The 21,189-nt window shown below is 58.2% G+C and carries 15 protein-coding genes and 4 pseudogenes; 4 read left to right on the top strand and 15 right to left on the bottom strand.

What is annotated here, in order from left to right:
• Positions 1-19: 19 nt before the first annotated feature.
• Positions 20-1,027, top strand: a complete 1,008-nt coding sequence (nodI, locus tag PZL22_RS30815; protein ID WP_020479951.1) for a nodulation factor ABC transporter ATP-binding protein NodI — start codon at positions 20-22, stop codon at positions 1,025-1,027.
• A gap of 3 nt (positions 1,028-1,030) precedes the next feature.
• The gene (locus PZL22_RS30810; protein ID WP_010967452.1) at positions 1,031-1,819 is read left to right on the top strand and encodes a nodulation factor ABC transporter permease subunit NodJ; all 789 of its coding nucleotides are present in this window, start codon (positions 1,031-1,033) and stop codon (positions 1,817-1,819) included.
• On the opposite strand, the gene PZL22_RS30805 is transcribed toward PZL22_RS30810, so the two are convergent.
• The 7 genes and pseudogenes from PZL22_RS30805 to hsnA all read right to left on the bottom strand — a co-directional run bounded on the left by PZL22_RS30805 (position 1,816) and on the right by hsnA (position 9,340).
• Positions 1,816-2,130: a hypothetical protein gene (locus PZL22_RS30805; protein ID WP_234709297.1), complete on the bottom strand. Its 315-nt coding sequence runs from the start codon at positions 2,128-2,130 to the stop codon at positions 1,816-1,818. The two genes, PZL22_RS30810 and PZL22_RS30805, sit on opposite strands and share 4 nt — an antisense overlap.
• A 235-nt stretch (positions 2,131-2,365) precedes the next feature.
• Positions 2,366-3,148 (bottom strand): annotated as a pseudogene (locus tag PZL22_RS30800) (transposase); the annotation flags it as partial.
• Positions 3,149-3,381: 233 nt separating this feature from the next.
• Positions 3,382-5,307 (bottom strand): bifunctional sulfate adenylyltransferase/adenylyl-sulfate kinase NodQ, encoded by a 1,926-nt coding sequence (nodQ, locus tag PZL22_RS30795; protein WP_013845741.1) that lies wholly within the window; start codon positions 5,305-5,307, stop codon positions 3,382-3,384.
• Positions 5,307-6,206 carry a sulfate adenylyltransferase subunit CysD gene (gene cysD, locus PZL22_RS30790; protein ID WP_127701173.1) on the bottom strand — a complete coding sequence of 300 codons (900 nt, stop codon included), beginning with the start codon at positions 6,204-6,206 and terminating at the stop codon, positions 5,307-5,309. The genes nodQ and cysD overlap by 1 nt, the downstream gene beginning before the upstream one ends.
• A 412-nt stretch (positions 6,207-6,618) precedes the next feature.
• On the bottom strand, positions 6,619-7,356 hold the full coding sequence (gene hsnC / locus PZL22_RS30785) for a host-specificity nodulation protein HsnC (protein WP_013845742.1): 738 nt from the start codon (positions 7,354-7,356) through the stop codon (positions 6,619-6,621).
• A 493-nt stretch (positions 7,357-7,849) separates the two neighbouring features.
• Positions 7,850-9,058 (bottom strand): host-specificity nodulation protein HsnB, encoded by a 1,209-nt coding sequence (gene hsnB / locus PZL22_RS30780; RefSeq protein WP_013845744.1) that lies wholly within the window; start codon positions 9,056-9,058, stop codon positions 7,850-7,852.
• Entirely contained in the window at positions 9,059-9,340 is a 282-nt protein-coding gene (gene hsnA, locus PZL22_RS30775; RefSeq protein ID WP_003532819.1) for a host-specificity nodulation protein HsnA, read from the bottom strand.
• 677 nt (positions 9,341-10,017) lie between these two features.
• Between hsnA and hsnD the strand changes: the two genes are divergently transcribed.
• Positions 10,018-10,761, top strand: a complete 744-nt coding sequence (gene hsnD / locus PZL22_RS30770; protein WP_013845745.1) for a host-specificity nodulation protein HsnD — start codon at positions 10,018-10,020, stop codon at positions 10,759-10,761.
• An 802-nt stretch (positions 10,762-11,563) separates the two neighbouring features.
• On the opposite strand, the gene syrM is transcribed toward hsnD, so the two are convergent.
• Complete coding sequence (gene syrM / locus PZL22_RS30765; RefSeq protein ID WP_013845747.1) at positions 11,564-12,544, bottom strand: nod/exo genes transcriptional regulator SyrM; 981 nt, start codon at positions 12,542-12,544, stop codon at positions 11,564-11,566.
• A 783-nt stretch (positions 12,545-13,327) separates the two neighbouring features.
• Positions 13,328-14,428 (bottom strand): annotated as a pseudogene (locus PZL22_RS30760) (IS3 family transposase).
• Positions 14,429-15,273: 845 nt separating this feature from the next.
• On the opposite strand from PZL22_RS30760, the gene nodD3 reads away from it, so the two are divergent.
• Entirely contained in the window at positions 15,274-16,215 is a 942-nt protein-coding gene (gene nodD3, locus PZL22_RS30755) for a transcriptional regulator NodD3 (protein WP_026029798.1), read from the top strand.
• Between the two features lie 294 nt (positions 16,216-16,509).
• Here nodD3 and syrA read toward each other — a convergent pair whose 3' ends face one another.
• From syrA to nifE, 6 genes and pseudogenes are all read right to left on the bottom strand, one after another.
• A complete protein-coding gene (gene syrA / locus PZL22_RS30750; protein WP_003532793.1) occupies positions 16,510-16,755 on the bottom strand; it encodes an exopolysaccharide biosynthesis transcriptional regulator SyrA in 246 nt (81 codons plus the stop codon).
• 557 nt (positions 16,756-17,312) lie between these two features.
• Positions 17,313-17,663: pseudogene (locus PZL22_RS30745) on the bottom strand (SRPBCC family protein); the annotation flags it as partial.
• Between the two features lie 142 nt (positions 17,664-17,805).
• Positions 17,806-18,123 (bottom strand): ferredoxin III, nif-specific, encoded by a 318-nt coding sequence (gene fdxB / locus PZL22_RS30740; protein WP_011970912.1) that lies wholly within the window; start codon positions 18,121-18,123, stop codon positions 17,806-17,808.
• Positions 18,120-18,294 (bottom strand): annotated as a pseudogene (locus PZL22_RS30735) (CCE_0567 family metalloprotein). The gene fdxB and the pseudogene PZL22_RS30735 overlap by 4 nt, the downstream one beginning before the upstream one ends.
• 503 nt (positions 18,295-18,797) lie before the next feature.
• Positions 18,798-19,295, bottom strand: coding sequence for a nitrogen fixation protein NifX (nifX, locus tag PZL22_RS30730; RefSeq protein ID WP_013845750.1), 498 nt, complete (start codon positions 19,293-19,295; stop codon positions 18,798-18,800).
• A 429-nt stretch (positions 19,296-19,724) separates the two neighbouring features.
• Entirely contained in the window at positions 19,725-21,152 is a 1,428-nt protein-coding gene (gene nifE / locus PZL22_RS30725; RefSeq protein ID WP_013845751.1) for a nitrogenase iron-molybdenum cofactor biosynthesis protein NifE, read from the bottom strand.
• Between the last annotated feature and the right edge of the window lie 37 nt (positions 21,153-21,189).

Here is a 21,189-nt window from a genome sequence, read left to right as displayed (position 1 = left end):
TCAATTGTCAGATCGTGAGATGGCCCAAGAGGCTCCGCGGTGGCTTGAGCCGAGTCCGTTCGAGTGGAAGGACCAAACAGGTCTAGCCGTGAAGACCGCAATACCCGGCGCCAAACCAACCGTGGCAATCGATGTTGCCAGCGTAACAAAGTCATACGGTGACAAACCTGTAATCAACGGACTGTCGTTCACTGTTGCAGCGGGTGAGTGCTTCGGTTTGTTAGGCCCCAACGGTGCGGGCAAAAGTACGATCACCCGTATGATCCTCGGCATGACGACGCCTGGTACGGGTGAGATCACCGTGCTCGGCGTGCCGGTTCCGTCACGTGCTCGATTGGCACGCATGAGGATTGGCGTAGTTCCGCAGTTCGACAACCTAGACTTGGAATTCACTGTACGCGAAAACCTGTTGGTCTTCGGGCGCTACTTCCGGATGAGCACGCGCGAGATAGAAGCAGTAATCCCATCGCTGCTTGAGTTTGCGCGCCTCGAAAACAAGGCGGACGCTCGTGTTTCGGACCTGTCTGGCGGCATGAAGCGGCGCCTGACACTGGCACGTGCCCTCATCAACGATCCCCAACTACTGATACTGGATGAGCCTACCACTGGACTTGACCCGCACGCCCGTCACTTGATTTGGGAACGGCTGCGGTCGCTGTTGGCACGCGGCAAGACGATTCTCCTGACCACCCATATTATGGAAGAGGCAGAGCGGTTGTGCGACCGGTTGTGCGTGCTCGAAGCAGGGCACAAGATCGCCGAAGGCCGACCTCACATGCTAATAGACGAGAAGATCGGTTGCCAGGTGATAGAGATCTACGGGGGCGATCCACACGAGCTAAGTGCGTTGGTAAGCCCGCACGCCCGCCACATCGAGGTGAGCGGCGAGACCGTCTTCTGTTATGCGTCCGACCCGGAGCAAGTACGAGTCCAACTGGATGGGCGCGCGGGTGTGCGCTTTCTGCAGCGTCCACCAAATCTCGAGGACGTTTTCTTACGGTTGACCGGGCGGGAGCTGAAGGACTGAACCATGTGGAAGCTTTATGTGGCGGCTCTGCCCGCCAACGGGTGGAACTGGATTGCCGTGTGGCGCCGCAATTATCTCGCGTGGAAAAAGGTCGCGCTGGCGTCGATCCTCGGTAACCTGGCCGACCCCTTAATATATCTGTTCGGTCTGGGTGCCGGCTTAGGAATGATGGTCGGGCGCGTTGACGGTGTGTCGTACATTGCATTTTTGTCTGCCGGGATGGTCGCGACAAGCGCAATGACCGCGTCGACTTTCGAAACGATCTACGCGACTTTCGCCCGCATGCGCGCTCAGCGCACCTGGGAAGCGATCCTGCACACACAGGTCACGATCGGCGACATCGTGCTCGGAGAATTGGCGTGGGCAGCTACCAAGGCTTCCCTTGCGGGTACAGGAATTGGTGTCGTCGCCGCTACGCTGGGCTACACGGAATGGGTGTCACTCCTTTATGCACTGCCGGTCATCGCCCTGACGGGCTTAGCGTTTGCGAGTCTAGCCATGATCGTCACGGCGCTTGCACCCAGCTACGAATATTTCATATTTTATCAGACGCTCGTCATCACACCGATGCTGTTCCTGTCCGGCGCTGTCTTTCCAGTCAACCAGCTGCCGGGCGCTTTTCAACATGTCACACGAATCTTGCCGCTGGCTCATTCGATTGATGTCATCCGTCCGATAATGCTCGGCAGCCCGCTGGTCCACGTGGGTCTGCATATCGGGGCTCTTTGCTGCTATGCAGTAGTCCCGTTTTTCTTGTCGACTGCATTGCTCCGCCGACGCCTGATGCCTTAATTGGAAATGCGGCGCCACGTTACGGGGTCATCAATCGGAAACATCGATCGATCGGGCATGGCCGAGGCAAGCCAGCATTGCTCGAATATCTCACGCTTGGAAACAGCGATGAGAAGGCCCTCGCGCCACGGCGATCGTAACCAGCCAAGTGTTACGGCGTTACGGTTGAGATTCGCCTTTACGCGCGCGACGAGTTCTTCGCCATCTGCGAAGCAGTGAAGAAAGTCCATCCAGGCTTTTAAGCGAACGGCGCGCATTTGAGAGTATGTCGCTAAGCTCATCGATGCCATGGCCGGTAGTGCGGTGATCATCGGCACTGGTTACGACGCTGATGATACTTCCATTGGCCCGATTGTTGGAGTTTCGGACGAACGCCTCGAGGAATTCCAGGTCTTCGCTGAGCATTCGGCCCCATCGTTGATGGTGAAGACGTTGATGACGGCGGCCATCAGGCTGACTCAGCCTCAGTGCAGGTTGTGGTCGCGGGGACCAATGCCAAGGAAGGTAGCCATCCGAGCAGGGCGGCGGGATTTTGGGCGCCGCGCGTGGCAGGAGCGCGGCCGTTCCATACCCGACCCGGTCGGCCAGCGTCGAGGTCGAAAGCTCGAGGCCCTCGCATTTGAACCGGGTGCTCTGGCGGGTGAGCGGCATATGCATTCCATACTTGTCGAAGAGGGATGGTCGCGAGCAGATGAGGACCGATGAAGCCGCGCGGCGTTGCATGGAACGGCGCCGGCGGCTGGCTGATCGCCTCGCAGTCACGGCAAGTAAATTTCTCCCGCACCGTCTCGATCACTTTGAACCGACGCGGAATCTCTTTCAGCGTCTCGGTGACGTCTTCGCCCAGCTTGGAAAGCCGCGATCCGCCGCAGCATGCACAGGTGACGGGGGGATCGATCACCACGCGCTCGCGCTCAATATCCTCCGGCCACGGCTTTCGGACCGGCCGTTTTCGCGTGAACGAACGTACGCTCGAGGTCTTGGCGGCGGCCGCTTGCGCTGCGACTTCATCCTCCGTCGCCGCCATCACCAGTTCTTCGAGCTGCAATTCCATCTGGTCGATCAGGAGCGCCGTGCGCTCGGATCGAAGGCCGCGCAGCTCGCGCTTCAGCTTTTCGATCGCCAGCTCCAGACTGGCAATCAAGGCCTCACTGTCCGACAGCATGGCCTGCGCATTGGCGGCTTGCGCCACCGCAATGTCCCGCTCGGCGACGACGGTATCGCGCTCGGCAACAACGACATCACGTTCAGCCTGTAACATCTCACGCTCGGAAGCGCCAGATAGGCGCTCGCAAGGTCCGCAGGAAGATCCACAGGCTTCGAAGTCATGAAGCTATTCGATCAGATTTACCCAATATGTTCAATGCAACCGTCGACATCGCGTCCCACGATCACACGGGCGACCATTGGCGCTGACAACCTCCATAAGCCCACTTTTTGGCGTTAAAGAATTGGTCGGCGCAACAAGCGGAATGGCTAGCTCCGGGACCATATAGACAGAACATCCAGTTCGCCTCACTTCTCAGCAAGGCGGCCCTCCTCGGATGCGTACCCGTCCGTCTCTATGTTGGGCGTTGAAGCGGCGTCATTTGTCCTCCAATCCTGCAGTCAAGGAATTCCTCGATCGCGAGCGCCAGGTCGGTCGGTTGATGGCCGACGGTGCGTATATGGAGTTCCGGATTTTCCGGGGCCTCATAGCACGAGGATACGCCGGTGAAGTTCGCGATCTTGCCGGCGAGCGCCTTCTCGTAGAGACCCTTCGGATCGCGGCGCGCACACTCGTCGAGCGGCGTGTCGACGAATATCTCGATGAACTCGCCCTCCTCCATCAGTTCCCGCGCCATCCGCCGCTCGTCGCGGAACGGCGAGATGAATGAGACGAGAACGATCAGACCGGCATCGGCCATGAGCTTGGCCACCTCCGCCACGCGGCGGATGTTCTCTACCCGGTCCTCCTCGGTAAAGCCGAGGTCCCGGTTGAGACCGTGACGCACATTGTCGCCGTCGAGCAGGTAGGTATGCTTGCCCTGAGCGTGGAGGATCCTGTCGAGCTCGTTAGCGATGGTCGATTTTCCGGAGCCGGAAAGCCCGGTGAACCAGAGAACGGCAGGGAGCTGATTTTTCATGGCGCTGCGCGCGCTCTTGTTCACCTCGAGCGCATGCCAGTGGACGTTGTCTGCGCGCCGGAGCGGAAAATCGATCAACCCCGCACCAACCGTGGCATTCGTCACCCGGTCGACGATGATGAAATTTCCCGTCGTCCGGTTGTCCTTGTAGGCGTCGAAGGCGATCGGCGCCTGTGTCGAGATGTTGCAGACACCCACTTCGTTCATCTGCAGCGACTTCGCCGCCTCACGGATGAAGCTGTTGATGTTGACCTGGTGCTTGAGCGTGGTGACCGTCGCGCTGACGCTGTCGGTCTCCGTGCGCAGGATGTAGCTTCGTCCCGGCATCATCGGGTTCGCATCGAACCAGATCACATGCGCCTGGAACTGGTCCGCCACGAAGGGCCGGGCACCTGGGGCGACGAGCATATTGCCGCGAGACGCATCCACCTCGTCGGAGAGGACCAGCGTCACCGCTTCGCCTTCCCCTGCCGTCGCAAGCTCCCCGTCATAGGTCACAATCGCCTTGACCGATGTCCGCTGCCCAGTCTTCGCGACGACGACCGGATCGCCCACGGAAATCCTCCCGCAGGAGATCTGCCCGGCATAGCCGCGAAAATCCGCGTTCGGCCGCATGACCATCTGAACCGGGAAGCGGAAAGGCTTTGCCTGGTCCGTCGGATCGAGTTCGACCGTTTCCAGATATTCGAGCAGCGCCGCCCCTCTGTACCAGGGGGTATTGGCGGAAGCCGAGATGACGTTGTCGCCATCTCGCGCCGAGATCGGGATTGGCCGTATGCTGGCGAAACCGAGCTCTTTGGCGAAAGCCATGTAGTCGGCGACGATTTCCTCGTACACCTGTTGTTGAAAATCGACGAGATCGATCTTGTTGACGGCCAGCACGACATGGCGGATGCCGAGGAGTGAGGCTATATAGGAGTGGCGCCGGGTCTGCTGGAGAATGCCCTGCCGGCTGTCGATGAGGATGATGGCGAGATCCGCCGTCGAAGCGCCGGTCACCATGTTGCGCGTATATTCCTCGTGGCCAGGCGTATCGGCGACGATGAACTTGCGTTTGGACGTGGCGAAATAGCGATAGGCGACGTCGATGGTGATGCCCTGCTCGCGCTCGGCCTCAAGCCCGTCGAGAAGCAAGGCGAGATCGATCTCCTTGCCGTTGGCGGCGCCGGGAGAGCCGACACGCCCGAGGTTTGCGAGCTGGTCTTCGAAGACCAGCTTCGCATCGTAAAGCAGTCGCCCGATCAGGGTCGATTTGCCGTCGTCGACCGAGCCGCAAGTGATGAATCTCAGGATCGACTTGTTGTCGTGCTCGGCCAGATGCGCTTCAATGTCATGCGGCGGTATAGATTGAACATACGACATCAGAAGTAGCCCTCCCGCTTCTTTTTCTCCATCGCCCCGACTTCATCCGTGTCGATCAGCCGGCTCTGCCGTTCGGACGTGCGCACCGTCAGCATTTCCCGCAATATCTCGGGAACGGTGACAGCGTCGGACTCGACCGCCCCGGTCAGCGGATAGCAGCCAAGCGTGCGGAAACGCACGAGCTGTTCGGTAACCTCCTCTTCGGGTTGGATGGGCATGCGGTCGTCGTCGACCATGATCAGCATACCCTCTCGCTTGACGACCGGGCGCCTGGCCGCGAAATAAAGCGGCACGATCGGAATTTCCTCGCGCAGGATGTACTGCCAGATGTCGAATTCGGTCCAGTTGGAAAGCGGGAAGACTCGCATCGTCTCGCCTTGTCCGACCCGCGTATTGTAAGTCTTCCACATCTCGGGCCGCTGGCGCTGCGGATCCCAGCCGTGCTGGGCGCTGCGAATCGAGAAGATGCGTTCCTTGGCGCGCGACTTCTCCTCGTCGCGCCGCGCGCCTGCGAGCGCCGCGTCGAAACCGTATTTCTCGAGCGCCTGCCGGAGCCCCATCGTCTTCATGACATGGGTGTGCACGTTGGAGCCATGCGTGAAAGGGCCGATGCCCTGATCGATCCCGTCCTGATTGACGTGGACGAGGAGATCGAAGCCGAGCTCTCGCGCCATCCGGTCGCGAAACTCGATCATCTCCCGGAACTTCCATCTGGTATCTACATGCAGGAATGGAAATGGCCGCTTGGCGGGGTAGAACGCCTTCATCGCCAGATGCAGCAGTACCGAGGAGTCCTTGCCGATCGAGTAAAGCGCGACCGGGTTGGAGAATGTTGCAACAACTTCTCGAATGACATGGATCGCTTCGGCTTCAAGCCGCCGAAGATGGGGAAGAGACATTTGTGGCCTTGTTCTATGTTCAGGAAACCTATCCGGGTTACGCCTCGGCAGCTCAGCTCGCTCAAGGCATCCCCAATGCGTGGGATCACCGCAGCAAGACGGTGGCGCGACGTAATGGCGCTAAGCAACGCCGCACTAAAGCGTTTGCGCTATCTGACGTTCCGCGCTGATGCGCCGGCGCCGAGCGAGATAGCGTCTTCATATGGGGCCGAGCTATTGCTGCTGGGACCGGAGCGCTCAATCGCAGGCTATTCCGTTGAGACCGTTCAGTATTGCTGACAGGTGCACTATCCATAATGGTTTCCTTCCTCAGCTTTCGGAAAGTGCAATGGCCATTATGCCGTTATCATCATTGCGCTGATAGGCTGGCGTATGCAAATGCAAGCCCACTCATCCGTAGGCCCGACCGCCCTCAAATCATTGCCATACCGCCGTTCACGTGAATGGTCTGTCCGGTGACATAGGCGGCGTGATCGGAAGCGAGATACGCAACGGCGGACGCGACTTCGGTACCGGTGCCCATGCGGTGGATCGGGATCGCCACCATGATTTTCTCCTTCTGTTTGTGATTGAGCTTATCGGTCATTGCCGATTCGATGAAGCCCGGGGCGACGCAGTTGACAGTGATGTTTCGCGTAGCGATCTCTTGCGCCAGCGACTTGGAAAAGCCGATCATACCGGCCTTGGAGGCGCAGTAATTGGTCTGGCCTGGATTGCCGATGGCGCCGGCGACCGAAGTGACATTGATGATGCGGCCATTTCGACGGCGTATCATCTGCTGGGTGATCTCGCGGGTCAGTCGGAACATGGCGGTGAGGTTGACCTCCAGCACAATGTCCCAGTCGGGGTCTGCCATGTGCAAGAACAATCCATCCTTGGTGATGCCAGCATTGTTGACCAGGATGTCGACGCCTTCAAGATCGGATTCCGCTCTCTGACCAAGCGCCTTGACTTCGTCTCGATTGGCCAGATTAGCCGGGAACAGCTTGACCCGGTCTCCAAGCTCAGTTGCCAGTGTCTCCAGTTTTTCAATTTGGGTGCCGTGCAGTCCGACGATAGCGCCCTGAGCATGCAGCAAGCGGGCGATAGCCCCTCCTATGGCTCCTGATGCGCCCGTGACGAGCGCCTTGCGCCCGGTCAATTCGAACATTGTCTTAACCTCTTCTCATATCGTGTAGGCTGGTGATGGTGTCTTTTAACGTCACCGCGCCAGCCGTCTTCGTGTTCATCGTGGCTTCCTTGCCGCGGCTGATCGTCGCCTTGCGCCGCAGCTCCGCCTTAATATTGCACAGCGGCGAGCCCGGCTTCGCGGCTGATACACGGCGCTAGGTCAGACAGCACCTTGCAAGCTCCGACTTGCTTGCTGCGATCCATTCACGCTGATGCCGGTACACGCCGGCAATGCCGCAAGAACAACCAGCATTACTTCATCGCGCCACCAGAAAAACTGCCTTACATGAACGCCGGCCAATCACGCGATCTCGTAGCGCTGGCCTAGGGTCAAACGCTGCCCAGACCAGTCGCTCCTTCTCCTGACGAGAGCCATGCCCGATCCCGCTTGACGGACTTCATTGATGCAACGGCACAGGGGGCGTCTCATGCCGCCCTGCAAGTGGTGATCATCGAGGAAGCAACTGACAGGCTCATACCTGCTTGAATGCCAGAACTGCGTTCGTGCCACCCATGGCGAAGGCGTTGCTCATGGCAACGCGCACCTTACGCTCACGCGGTACGTTTGGCGTCACGTCTAGATCGCAATCGGGATCTGGCTCACGATAGTTGGCGGTCGGCGGCACGACTCCTTCTTGGATCGCCATCACACAGGCGATCATTTCAAGCGCACTCGCTGCGCCGATACAGTGCGCGTGGGTGGACTTGGTGGAAGATATGGACATCGAATAAGCATGGTCTCCGAAGACGCGCTTGATAGCCGTAGTTTCGTTTTGATCGTTGGCCTTGGTGCCGGTGCCGTGCGCGTTGAGGTAGTCGACGTCCTCGGCATTCAGTCCTGCATCGGCAAGGCAAGCGCGCATCGCCGACTCCGGCCCATGGACAGCCGGCGCTGTGATATGGAACGCATCGGCGGAAAGGCCGACGCCGGCGACCTCCGCGAGTATTGTTGCACCGCGAGCGGTGGCATGTTCATAGCTTTCCAGCACGGCCATGCCTGCACCCTCGCCCAGTACCACGCCTTTCCTGCCGGCGGAGAAGGGTCGGCAAGTATCCGGAGCGAGTGCGCGCATAGCTTCCCATGCCTTCAGCACAATCCAGACTAGTGGCGCGTCGCTGCCCCCCGCGAGCATGACGTCGGCCCGGCCGCACTTGATCTGGTCTACCGCCGAAGCGATCGCATGGTTGGCCGAGGAACAGGCGGAGGTGACGCCGAAGACCGGGCCCCGCAGGCCGAGGCTCATGCTGACCTGGCAGGCGGCGGCACTCGGCATAGCCTTTACACCAGTGAAGATTTCAGTACGGGTCCCCCCGTCGACAAGGAGGGTACGGTATGCTTTTTCGGTAGCGTCCCATCCTCCCAAGCCGACGCCCACGGTCGCGCCGAACCGAAGGGCATTTCCTTCATTGCAGGAAAGCCCGGCCTGGCGCATGGCTTCGTGCGCTGCAATCACGGCAAGCACGCTAATGCGATCCATCGATACGAGCTGCTTGCGGTCGATGTTGTGGTCAGGCAGCGCCTTGATCTCAGCGCCCACTATGCCCTTCATGCCGTGAAGCTCTGTATTGAGAAGCGGCCCGATGGCGGAGCGGCCTTCGCGCATCCATTTCCAGATGGAGGTGGTGTCGGTGCCCAGTCCGCATAGGCCGCCCATTCCGGTGATGACAACGCGCCTGTCCATTCAAGCCCCCTTAGTGAGCAAGCCTCGGATGGCTCCCACTATGTCGCCGACGTTCTGGAGATCCGACCACGCCTCGGCCGTGTTCATCTCGATCCTGATACCGTAGGCCTGTTCCACGTCCCAGATGATGTCTGCCAATCCGAGAGAATCGACACCAAGCGCGGTCAATTCAGTGGCAGCCGTTAAATCGCCGACTATTAACGCGGTCTCTCCATCGCCGCCCTCCGATTCGACACGGTTCTTGATGATGCCAATGATTTCGCTTTCGAGTTGATCTACCATTCTGTTCCCTTTAGCTTGTGTTCGACGCACGGCGGCTCAAATTCCTGAGGCGGCCCGATACGAAAATTATCATCAGGCGTGCGCGACTGGCTTAGCCTAATGCCCGCAGAGCCGGACATCCGGCTGGTCTGTGCAGAAGCCTCCGATGACGAAGAACATCATTGGCCTCCCAATCGTGGGCAGCTTGTGCTACATATCAGTGGGATTGGTAAAATCGATTGTTTGGATGTCGGCCATCCGTGAAATGGATGTCTGTGACTAGTGGACGGCTATCCAGTGCACCAAGCACAACGACACATCTCTGCCGTAGATCACAACAATCAAATCGTCTGCCGGCGCGAGTATGTTTCTCCCTGCTACATTGCGCTCATCCCCTCTGCGGCTCGGCGTTCTCATATTCACAGGCTGGATCCCTCTCATAAAAACAATCGATTTTACCAATCTGGGCGACTGCGATTAAAACGCTAAGCAGTCCGGATTGCGAGTGAGCAGCGCTGAGGTGTCGGCCGATAGAAGCACGAAACTAGCAAACGTCGAGCTCTGATCGAGTCATGAATGGAAGCTAACCATAGGTGATCAACGCTTAAGAGCAGCGCGCTCCCCAGACTAAGCAAGACGGCGGGCGAACATAATCCTCCGCTGAAACCACCACAACTGCTAAATGGAAACACGCCTGAATGACCCATTCCACGCTGCCGCCTCAGCCATTTGCAATCCTTGCAATGCCAAGGACCGGTACACACTACTTGGAAGAATTGGTGAACGAGCATCCGAATGTATTGAGTAACGGTGAATTGCTCAATACGTACGACACGAACTGGCCTGATAAAGAACGCCTGCTACTCAGCGATCGAGAGCTTCTTGAGCGTGCCTTCTTGCGCTATCCCCCACAAAGCGACAAGAAGGTGACCCATGTGGGTTGCAAGATCAACGAGCCTCAGTTTCAGGAGCGTCCGAGCTTTTTTGCCGAGCTGACCGCTTGGCCTGGACTTAAGGTTATCCTTGTGATTCGCAGAAACACATTAGAGTCGCTAAGATCGTTTGTGCAGGCAAGGCAAACCCGCCAGTGGCTCAAGTTCAAGTCGGACAGTTCAGCTCCTCCACCTCCGGTGATGTTGCCATTCGCCACCTGCGAAGCCTACTTCAAAGCTGCCGACGATTTCCACGCTCGAGTGGTGAACGCCTTTGATTCAAGCAGGATACGTTTAATCGAGTACGAGAGGCTCCTTCGCGATCCCCTCCCTTGCGTGGCAAAGGCCTTAGATTTCCTCGGCGCTCCTGCCCTACAGCTTGCTGATCGCGGTATTCTTCGGCGTCAAGAGACGCGTCCGTTGGACCAAACGGTACGGAACTTTCATGAGTTGCGGGTTCACTTCGCGAATGGACCTTACGCGAGGTTCTTTGAGCTTGCTAACAACTGATTTGACAGCACAAATTCTCGGCATATTCCAATTCAGCATGCCGATGCTGCCATTCGGAATTGCGTACGCCTAGGAATTTGCACCAAATAAACGCGATGGACGGAAAGGGACCGATGCCTGAAGTCACTAGGGCATGCAACTTGCGACGATGGGTACGCTAAGCTCATGTCGATTCACGCCGGGTCGGACCGTATCGTTAGGCAGAAGCCAGGGAGCGTTATTGCGTTCTCGACGGTGCAGATCGTCCAAAGTATGGATGGCGCGCAGCAGAGAGAGCACCTCTGAAAAGACCGGTGCCTCCTAGGGCTCCTCATGGTTTTAGCATCGTCAAGACTCTGCTGCGCGTGCAATTTCCCACACCGCGACGGAATGCGGCGGCTAAGCATAGTTCCGTCTCAGCGGATCGCAGTCCGCGCTGGCGACGTGGGGCGACTGACGGAACACCTACGTTCGGAGCAGGGTCGCGTATTGTCATCGGTAGTGAGGTAGTGATGAGAGGAGCATTTGACACAACGCCGCGAACCCGCCGGGATTGGGGCGTGCACAGCCGCTATGACCGCTCGCTCATCGTTGCAACTCGATCCTCGCTCGTGCCCCCTTGCGACTTCGGCCGGTTGACGAAAACGGCGGTGTCTGGACCCAGCCGCATGTGGTAGGCGCGCTCGGACTCACCCCCTCCCGGGTGTGAGTCATAGGGTAAATCGCGCATCGACCGGGTCCTCCACCGCCCTGGGATAGTTCAATCGTCAAACCGTCGTCATTCATTATGCTCACCCATCCTCGCCTATTCGCTAGTCTTCGTCTAACCGGCCGTGGACGCTGCGGCGGCGATTTCGCCACGCAGCCAGCGATGCTCTGGGTCTCGATGGCACCGCTCGTGCCAGATCAGCGCGACTTCGTATGGTCTCAGTTCCACAGGCGGGGGAATCACCGCGAGCGACAGCATGGCGGCGACACGGGTCGCCACGCGGCTTGGTACAACCAGCACTGAGTCAGTCGCCGCGATCAAGACCGCCGCGGTCAGTACGGTGGAAACCACCATCGGATCACCACGCTGCAGTCCGAGTTTGGTTAACCTGTCATAGATCTGCCCGAAAAGCTCGCCAGGTTCCGAGGCAATGGCGACGTGGCGCAAGGCCGCGAAAGCCTCGATCGTCCACTCCTGCGCCAAGGCCGGGTGATTGTGGCGTAGCACGCAGGTGAAGCTGTCGGCGTAGAGTCTGCGCCGCAAGTAGCCGAGCGGAGCGGCGCCCATCTGCCCGACGACTACGTCGATCTCACCTTGCTCAAGTAACCCCAGCGCGCCGCCCAAAAGCGGATCGGTCACAATGTCGAGATGAGGGGCGCGCTCGTGTAACCGCGGCAACAGATGTGGCAGCAGAACCACCGCTTGGTGATCGGGCATAGCCATTGTCACCTTCCATCGCCGTTGCGCCGGAGCCAAGCTGAGGTTCATCATCTGGCGAATCGCGTCTAGTACTGAAGGCAGCATCTGGGTCAAGCATTCAGCCAGAGGCGTCAGGACCAAGCCTCTAGAGCCGGCAACCAGAAGATCGTCCTTTAACATGCCGCGCAGCCTTGACAAGGCTCTGCTCATCGCCGGTTGGCTACGGCCCACGTGCTGGGCCGCTTGAGTAATGTGCCGATACTGCAGCAGAGCCTCAAGATCCACCAGTAGGTTTAGGTCGATGGACGCAAGGTTCGGCATTTGCCGTTGTTGTGCGGCGTCACTGACACCGGTAAATTTGGCCCTATGCGGCCGCTTCCAAGTGGGCTGATCCATGGATCTATTCTCCTCGGCAGGTAATGTTCCCGCGCCACATCCCGGAGATCCAGGTCGTCACAATATGGGTGTGCGTGCCAAAGACTTTCCTGGCCCGCCGACAAATGGGAAGCGTCGTGATTTTCCGTTAATCAGAAGTACTTGGCTGTGACGCCCCCCGGGCCTCGCAGGCCTAGCCTGATGCGTGTCGAAGACCCGCTGGTCCAGAATGCTTTCGAGGAACTGCCGGCTCACATCATATTTCAGTGCCAACGAGCAAGCCGCAAAATGATCTCGCCAAAGTGGCCCCGCCTGAAACTTACTGAAGAAAACTGCCTCAACACATCTGAGGCCCTGGTCGCAAATCATGCTTTCATTGCAAAGGAGTCTGTCGGAATTGATCTCGCTGCCCACTTCTGCCCTCCGGTTATATCTAACGTTCTTGTAATGGCATTCGGCGAGACAGGAGAAATCGCGTTTTCGCATGACTGTCATCCACGTTTTGGATACATAGCCTCACTCAACGGCCGGTAAGCAGCCGCCCCTGCACTTCACTATCCATCATACAGGGTCTTCACCCGGCGCGAGCTCTGTTAAGGAGACTCTTGAAACGGTTTCAAATGCCCATTGCCTGCAGCGCTGATGGAAGACCGTCGAGACCGGCTTGCTGTCGAGGCCGCCGTCGGGCACGCGCCCGCCTCGGCAAGGCGGTCGGGGGACGCCCTGTCAAGTTTTCAGGAGAGAGCGATCGCTAGAGGAGGTTGGCTCCGAATACGTGGCCTTTCGGACCTGCCACTGAACTTTTCATCCAGCGGCGATTAGAGCCTCGACCGTTTTCGATACACCAACTGGCTCGGTTGCGGCGATGATCCCAGGATAGGCTGCCGGGGTGCGGTATCCGAGCGACGAGTGCGGCCGGAACGTATTGCAGTCGTCGACCATTTGGAAATGGCCCTGCTGGCATGGCTGAGACCGAAGAACAGACTCTCGTTCAGCAGCTCGTCGCGCATGCGGCCGTTGCACCTCTCGACATAGCCGTGTCTCACATCGGCTTTCCCGGTGCGATGTAGTGCCACTCGACCTTGTGCGCCTTCGATCAGGCAAGGATGGCTTCCGAGGTGAACTCCATGCCATGATCGGAGACGATCATGCCAGGTTTCCCGCCCGCGCCGTTCAAGGAGCGCCGTCACCTCCCGTGCTACACGACGCCGGGCGATCGAGGTGTCTGGGATCGCTGCCAGACATTCGCGCGTCACGTCATCGACGATGTAGAGCACACGGAACCTCCTTCCGCAGGCGAACTGGTCGTGTACGAAATCCAGCGACCAGCGGGCATTGGTTTTAGCCTTGACGAGGATCGGCGCACGCGTGCCGCCGGCACGCCGTCTGGCTTCCGTTTGCGAACCGAAAGCGCTTCCTTGCGGTACAGCCGATAGACGCGGTTGACCCCGGACGGCTCTTCTCCCGCCTGAGCAGGACGAACAGCCGCCGATAGCCGAAGCGCCGTCGCTCGTTGGCGAGCTCTCGCAGTCTCGCTCGCAGTTCGACCTCCGGCGGTCGGCAAGACCGATAGCGCACCATCTTCCGATCAGCGGATATGATCTGGCAGGCCCGCCGCTCCGAGAGGCCCATGACGGTCTTCAGATGGGCGACGGCTTCACGCCTGGCGGCAGGCCGTAACATTGAAGAAGCTCGCGGAGTGCGGCGGCACCCAGCATCTGCCCGGACAGCATCTTCTTCAGCTTGGCGTTCTCCTCTTCGAGCGCTTTCAGGCGCTTCGCCTCGGAAACCTCCATGCCGCCGTGTTTGGCTTTCCAGTTGTAAAAGGTCGCTTCCGAAACCCCGTGCTTGCGGCAGAGCTCAGCCACCTTCGCACGGCCTCCTGCTCCTTCAGCATGCAATAATCTGCTCTTCCGTAGATCTCTGCTTCTTCGATGCGTCCGTCCTGAGAAAATTACCCGTGGCAGATCACGTCTTCCATGCGGTCGATTTGCATCTCGGGGCAATGAGTCTTCAACCATACCCAGCGCGCATGATGGGATACGCACTTTGCATGGCGTGGGCTGACCGGTGGCCACTAATATGGCCATCCTTTATCTGACTATCGGAGCGACGCGATTGATGTACTCAGGAAACTCCCGGAGAGAAGGCGCTGCCACGGCAGATGGTCTCGCTCCGAACGCCGCGCACAGGTTGACCGGGGCGTCCTCGTCCTCGGCCATGCCGTCGAAATTCGAGTGGTGCGCACCAGTGACATCTGACTGGTATGCCCAAGAGGCTGCTGACCTTTAACGACAGGGAAAGGGCCAAGCGGGTCTGCATGAGGCGGCTCGGGCTGACTCATCGATGATTCGCAGCCGGTGGCCGCCTGGCACCCCTGGCGGAAGAAATGGGGCACTAGAAGGTGCGCTCTGCCCACCGCGCTCGCACGACAATTCCGTTCGCACGTGGAAGGCGATTGTAGGTAAATGTCAGGAATGCTCCACGCAACGAAGTGACGCTTCGCTGGGTTTCGGCGGCCTTGAGCTCGGCCAGCTCTTCAGAAGGTCGTGTGCATTCGTCCGTCGGCCGACAAGCGTATGTGTTCCTTCGGTGCCTGACGCCTGAGACTAGCATGTCCGAGCGCTAGTTGGTCTTGCATCGAGTGCATTGAACAGAGCTGTCCTGCCGTGCTGACGACGTCCGGCGAAATGTTCGCCTTTACTGATTGGTCGGATGGTGACCTTTCAACTATGGATACAAACGAAGACATGCGTTTCAAAGGTCTTGATCTAAATCTCCTCGTCGCACTCGATGCACTGATGACCAAACGAAGCGTTACCGCAGCGGCACGCAGCATCAACCTCAGTCAACCGGCAATGAGCTCGGCCATCGCTCGCCTACGCTCCTATTTCCAGGACGAGCTTTTTAGGATGCAAGGCCGCGAACTTATCACAACACCGCGTGCGGAGGCGCTCGCCCCTGCGATCCGGGACGCCCTGCTGCACATACAGTTCTCCATCATTTCCTGGGACATGTTCAACCCAGCCCAATCGGATCGATGTTTCAGGATCATTCTTTCCGACTTCATGACACTCGTATTCTTTGAGAAGGTCGTGGAGCGCGTGGCTCGGGAGGCTCCCGGCGTCAGCTTCGAGTTGCTGCCTCCCGACGACAATCCCGACGAGCTTCTCCGGCGCGGTGAAGTCGATTTTCTGATTTTCCCGGACGTGTTCATGTCGAGCGTACATCCCAAAGCGAAACTGTTTGACCAGACACTGGTTTCCGTCGGCTGCCTCACGAACGAACAGCTGCTAGGGGATCTCTCGTTCGAGAGATATATGTCGATGGGGCATGTTGCAGCCCAGTTCGGACGTGCGCTGAAACCTTCCGTCGAACAATGGCTATTACTTGAACACGGATACAAGAGACGTATCGAACTCGTCGTGCCCGGTTTCAATTTAATTCCGCCGCTGCTTTCGGGAACCAAACGTATAGCCATTATCCCATTGCGGCTGGCCAACCACTTTGCGAAAAACATACCCTTGCGGATCGTCAAGCATCCGCTGCCACTCCTCTCGTTCACGGAGGCTGTCCAGTGGCCGGCTCTCCACAACAAGGATCAGGCAAGCATCTGGATGCGGGAAATTCTCTTGGATGAGGCCGCCCGAATTGCTGCTTCGCGCGAGACCGCAGGGTGTCTTGGGCGTTAGACATTGACGGATGCGGCATTGTTTCTCTTCGCTCTTTTCAGCAGATCGAGATAGACTAGGCCTTTCACGCCGACTTTCCGACTGGTGTCGCCGGAGCTACGCACCGGAGGCATAACCGGCTGGTCGGTGCGAAGCAGCGAACGCCAATGGCATCCACTCGAACTGGTGAAACGCCGCCTGCACCCGCCTCCTCAGCCAGTTGACGTTCGAGTTGTGAGACGGACAGTTCAGAGTGGGAGTGGTACTCCGCCGTGCTGGGCCTCCTGATGCGCAGATCTGTCGACATTGAAGTCTTTACTTGGAGCTGTGATTGCGGTTCTCGCTGAAAATACCAAAAATGCGCAGCCGCGCGGATAGCTGCGCTATTGCAGCTAGACAGACCAGCAAGAGCACACTTCCGAAATAAGCTAGTTGGAAGAGCAGCAAGCAAGCCAGCGTCGTAACGATGAAGCCGGGGCAGGGCTGCAGGGCAAAGTAGATTGCGAGAGAACTGGCGCACAGGAGCAGCCATAGGATTAGACAAACGAATCTGAAGGACAATGACGTTCTCCTTGGTTTGCCATCGGATCATGCGGCAACCTCGGCAGCGTCCAACTGAGCAATAGTGTCCAACATTTTTAGATAACTGCCGTGACCCAGGTATAACTTAGCGGATCTTCGGCGGATCATTTGAAGCTGAGCCGGTAATCGTCATACAGTCGTTTGGGCGTAAGTAGCATTCGCCCGAGTCCTACGGCTGATCGCGATCGGAGGTTAACAGAAGGCTCGCGCGCTCCCTGGCTAGGAGGCCCGCCCTCCGCGTAGAGATATTGTGTCTCCACAGCAGAATCGATTCGGCGTCGCCGGCGGCGGGGTCAGAGCGGCGTCACGGCGAAGTTGGCTCATAAGCTCGGCGGGGCCTCCCCGCTTCCACGATCCGCAGAAATCTTGAGCTCGGGTCAGCGGCGATGCAGTTGATGAATGGCTCGTCATCACTGTCATCGGGGTCATCGGTCGGAACACTTAACGATATCATCAGTCACTCCTCGTCTACGAACCGGTCATGCTTTTCGCCGATGCGCTCCGGTGTACTGATAGTGGCTATCGGCCCGCCCCCATCATGCAAAGCCGACATCCCGGTATGCTCCCGGTGTATAGTCATAAGCATGAGTTTTCAGCCCGCCCTGAAGACCCTCCAGCATGAAGTTCGAATACCACTCCCCGAAATTGCATGACGCCGCCCTCGTCTTTAGTCGAATAAGGGCCCGATTCGTAGGCCGGAGAGTGGATGCCAAAGGCACTTTCCTCGACGATCTGCCGGTCCCGGTCATTGGTTTCCGTCCAGACATGCGTGAGATCCTCGATCGTATAGTCGAGCAACCCTCGACCGGATCCTTGTTGATGAGCCACTTGGTCGTAACCTCAGTCAATTCGGGTAGCGCGCGGATCGCGTGATCGCCGAGGATATGGATTTGCTCCAAATCTATGGTGGTAGTCAGGGTCGACATAGAAGGATCGCCGTCAACGCAATTCGGCCGTAGGGTGCACAGGAACGCCCATCGGTTCGAGAGTTTCGAATGACATCGCCGTTCTACCGGTTCTTCTGTCCGATCACGCGGCAAGTATGTCAGCCGCGACATGAGTCTGGCAGTCCCTGGGGCAGACGCGGGCGCATGCTCCGCAGCCGATGCAACGGCCACGGAAGTCGACGACCATGATCATACGATTGAGCTCACCACCGAAATCGTCCTCTTCGCCATCGAATGGGCCGAGAATTTCACCTACATCATCTATGCCGTGAAGGTGCATAACCTCGCGCGAGCAGACTTTAAAGCAGCGACCGCAGCCGATGCAGGTCGCACCGTCGATGGCGGATAGATATTTTGGCATCCATCTGGATCCGTCGCGCGTCACGAATGAGCTTATCATTGTGCATTCTCCGACTGAGCAAGTTCTCTTTTCACAGCGTCCAACTCAGCAAAAGCGCGAAACGCTTTTTCCGCGACTGCCATGATTTCGGTCCACTTACTTGGAAGATCCTCGGCGAGGTCGTGCAATTCCATCATTGCAGTTCCGGGCCCGCGACTGCAGTTTCCGCATCCGTTTCCTCAGTTCTTCAGATCTGACATGATCTCTTCCCCTTCATCCCAAATATGGATGAGTTCGCGCACTGCGACCGCATCGTTGACCAGCTCCGTACTGCCTTGGCCGACCTTCAAAGCGTGTTAAAGGTGAATCGGTGCACGTCACAAAGGGCCTTCAGCACTCGACGAGCCGTTTGGTCGTAAATAGCACTCGCCCTAAACTCTCACTGGCGGAACTCTCCGCCGGCGAGATCATTGAGATCGTTCCCTCCTCGATAGAGCGGTCGACGGGCCCTCCACAGCCAGCCGGATCAGGAACCCTCGATTACCGGGATGGCGCGGCGCTGTTCTTCATGACGGGAAGTTGACCAGTAGCTCGGCACCGCACTTGCGCTCCGACGATGCTTAGGGATCCTGAGCATGGATCGGCCCAGGAGGCCGCCAGATGAGCGGAGCGGAAAGGGCCTTGCTATCATTGGCGGCAGGGGCGACCCGCCGGATCAGTAACGGGCTCATCATTCAGTCCTCGTCCTCAAAGTCGGCTCTCTTTTTAGCTGCACCTGCATCCGCCAACATTTTGCGCAGCCAAGGTGGAGGAGCCGTCTGGAGCATTGTCTGGACGCTCGACAATACTTGCCTCATGGAGACAGCCTGCTGTGCTTTGATCGGATGAATCTTTGCGGAAATTACCTTGGCGGCCGAAGGACCGCCGATGGCGAGACAAAATAAAAGCTGGCAGCCCTTCAACGCGGACACCCTCGACCGGATGCGGCCGTCACCTTCAGTGCGATGCCTTCCGCTCTCGTCCGAAGCGTCACCGAACTCAATGGCTTCCATGAACTGCGACTTGTGAGCTGTCACGTCGTAGATGGCAAAACGCTTGGCCGACCCGAAATGTGCGTTCAGCCCTTTCATATCTTCAGTAGCAATCGCAATGCGCAATGCGCCTACCGGCCGGTCCGAAATCTCTCTCTGGGACTGATCGCTGACGAGCGAGAGACGACGAATGGAGATCATTTGGCAATTCCCCGACTACAGAGTGCATTTAGTGGGTGTCGCGAGAGGAGTGCAAGAAGTTGGAAAGTTCGGAGTGAAGCCGGATGTATCGCGCAGAAAACACGCGCAGCGGGCAAACCTCTAACAAACCAGAAAAATAGGCGTTTATGGACGGGCACTAACGTAGTTCACGTCGCTTTATTTCCTAGATTGCTTCAAGTGCTTCCGCGACTGTCCAGCCTGGAGATACCGCCGCGCCCAGAAGCTTGGCCTCCTTTTCCTGCTCAAGTTTCATGCACAAAAACTCTAGTGCCTCCTGGACCGTTGAATGTGATTCCCCGGACCTACGATATGGACGGATGAAAATCGATGGCGATATGGCACAGACCTTCCTCCTTCAGGCGACGACAAGCTCACCGAAGTTGCGGGGGATCTTGCCGCTAAGCTAAATCACAGTAGCGCTTCCTCCTCGGACATCTCCTCTCCTCGCGCAGGAGCCATCTCCCATGGCGCCGGTTCGCGCACCTGCGCCCAGATCGGGTTGTGGATTGATAGGTCGATCTGGCGCGCGAGTTCCACTACGCCGTGGTAGCCGGCGTAGGAGTGCTGGCGCTCCTGGTTGATATCGAGCCAGGGCATTTTGGCCTTGAGCGCTATAAATTGGGTGCGTCCGCCCGACAGCATGATATCAGCCTTATGATCCGATAGAGCCGAGTAAAGCTCGCGCGGCGTCGTCGCCCCACTCATACTATCGTTCGTGAGCATCTGCTTAAGACGCTCCTTATCATTGTCTGTCGATTTCTTAATTGACGTACCCGCGATTTCCAATCCGATCTCCATCAGCGCATGTGCGACGGACCAGGATTTTACCCCCCCGGTATTGAGAAGCACGCGCTTGCCTTGCAGCCGAGGTCGATAGACCTCAAGTCTCCTCCACGCCCTTGCCTCTTCTTCTACGATCAGTGCTTCGGTGCGACTGATTAGGTCCGGACCGGCTCCTTGCTTTACAAGCAGTCCAGCGATCTGCCTGAGTGCTTCCGAAGTGTCGGTGATGCCATAGAAAGAGCCCTCGAAAAAGGGAATGTCCCAGCGCTCCTGCATCTTGCGTGCGAGATTGATGAGCGCCGTTGAGCACACCATCATAGCTGCGCGTGCTCGGTGCGCTGTGGCAATATCGAGATAGCGCGAGTCGCCTGGAATACAGGCGCGGACGCGAACACCAAGCTTGTCCAACAGCGGCCTTACCTGCCAGAATTCGCCGGAGAGGTTGAATTCGCCAAGGATATTGATGTCGCTAGACCGGGCATCATCGGGCTCTACGGTCCCGATGACATGATCGAGCAAGGCTTCCCCCGCCAGTTTGTTGCCCAGGTTCTTTGAGCCGACGAAGCCCGGCGCATTGACCGGCACGACCGGCAAGCCGAACTTTTCCGCCGCACGCCTGCACACCGCGTCTATGTCGTCGCCAATCAGTGCCGTAACGCAGGTCGCATAGACGAAGACCGCCGCCGGGGCATACGCCTCGTTGATCTCGCGGATTGCTTTGAAGAGCTTTCGCTCGCTATGCCCCATCACCACGTCGAATTCGGTAACATCAGTGGTAAAGCTTGTGCGCCACAGCATGTGACTCGAAGAAGCCGTGCCGCGATTGTCCCAGGAGTTGCCCTCACAGGCGAGCGGTGCATGGATCAGATGTGCGACGTTGGTGATCGGCTGCAGTGCCACCTTTGCCCCGTCAAATGCGCAGCCGCCGGCTGCCGCGCCCGGCATCGGCGGCTGCGAACAACCCTTCTTTCGCACCTTAAAGTCCTTGCTGCGGTTTCTTTCGCAGGCAGGTTCGTTGAAGAAGTCCTGATTTTTAGCACTGAGCGAGGGCATGGCGCTGGCCTCCGTGGCAATCAGAAGGTCGCCGGCT

This window comes from Ensifer meliloti, from assembly GCF_030064585.1.
Classification (GTDB): Bacteria; Pseudomonadota; Alphaproteobacteria; order Rhizobiales; family Rhizobiaceae; genus Sinorhizobium; species Sinorhizobium meliloti.
This window is presented reverse-complemented; position numbering and strand designations above follow the sequence as displayed.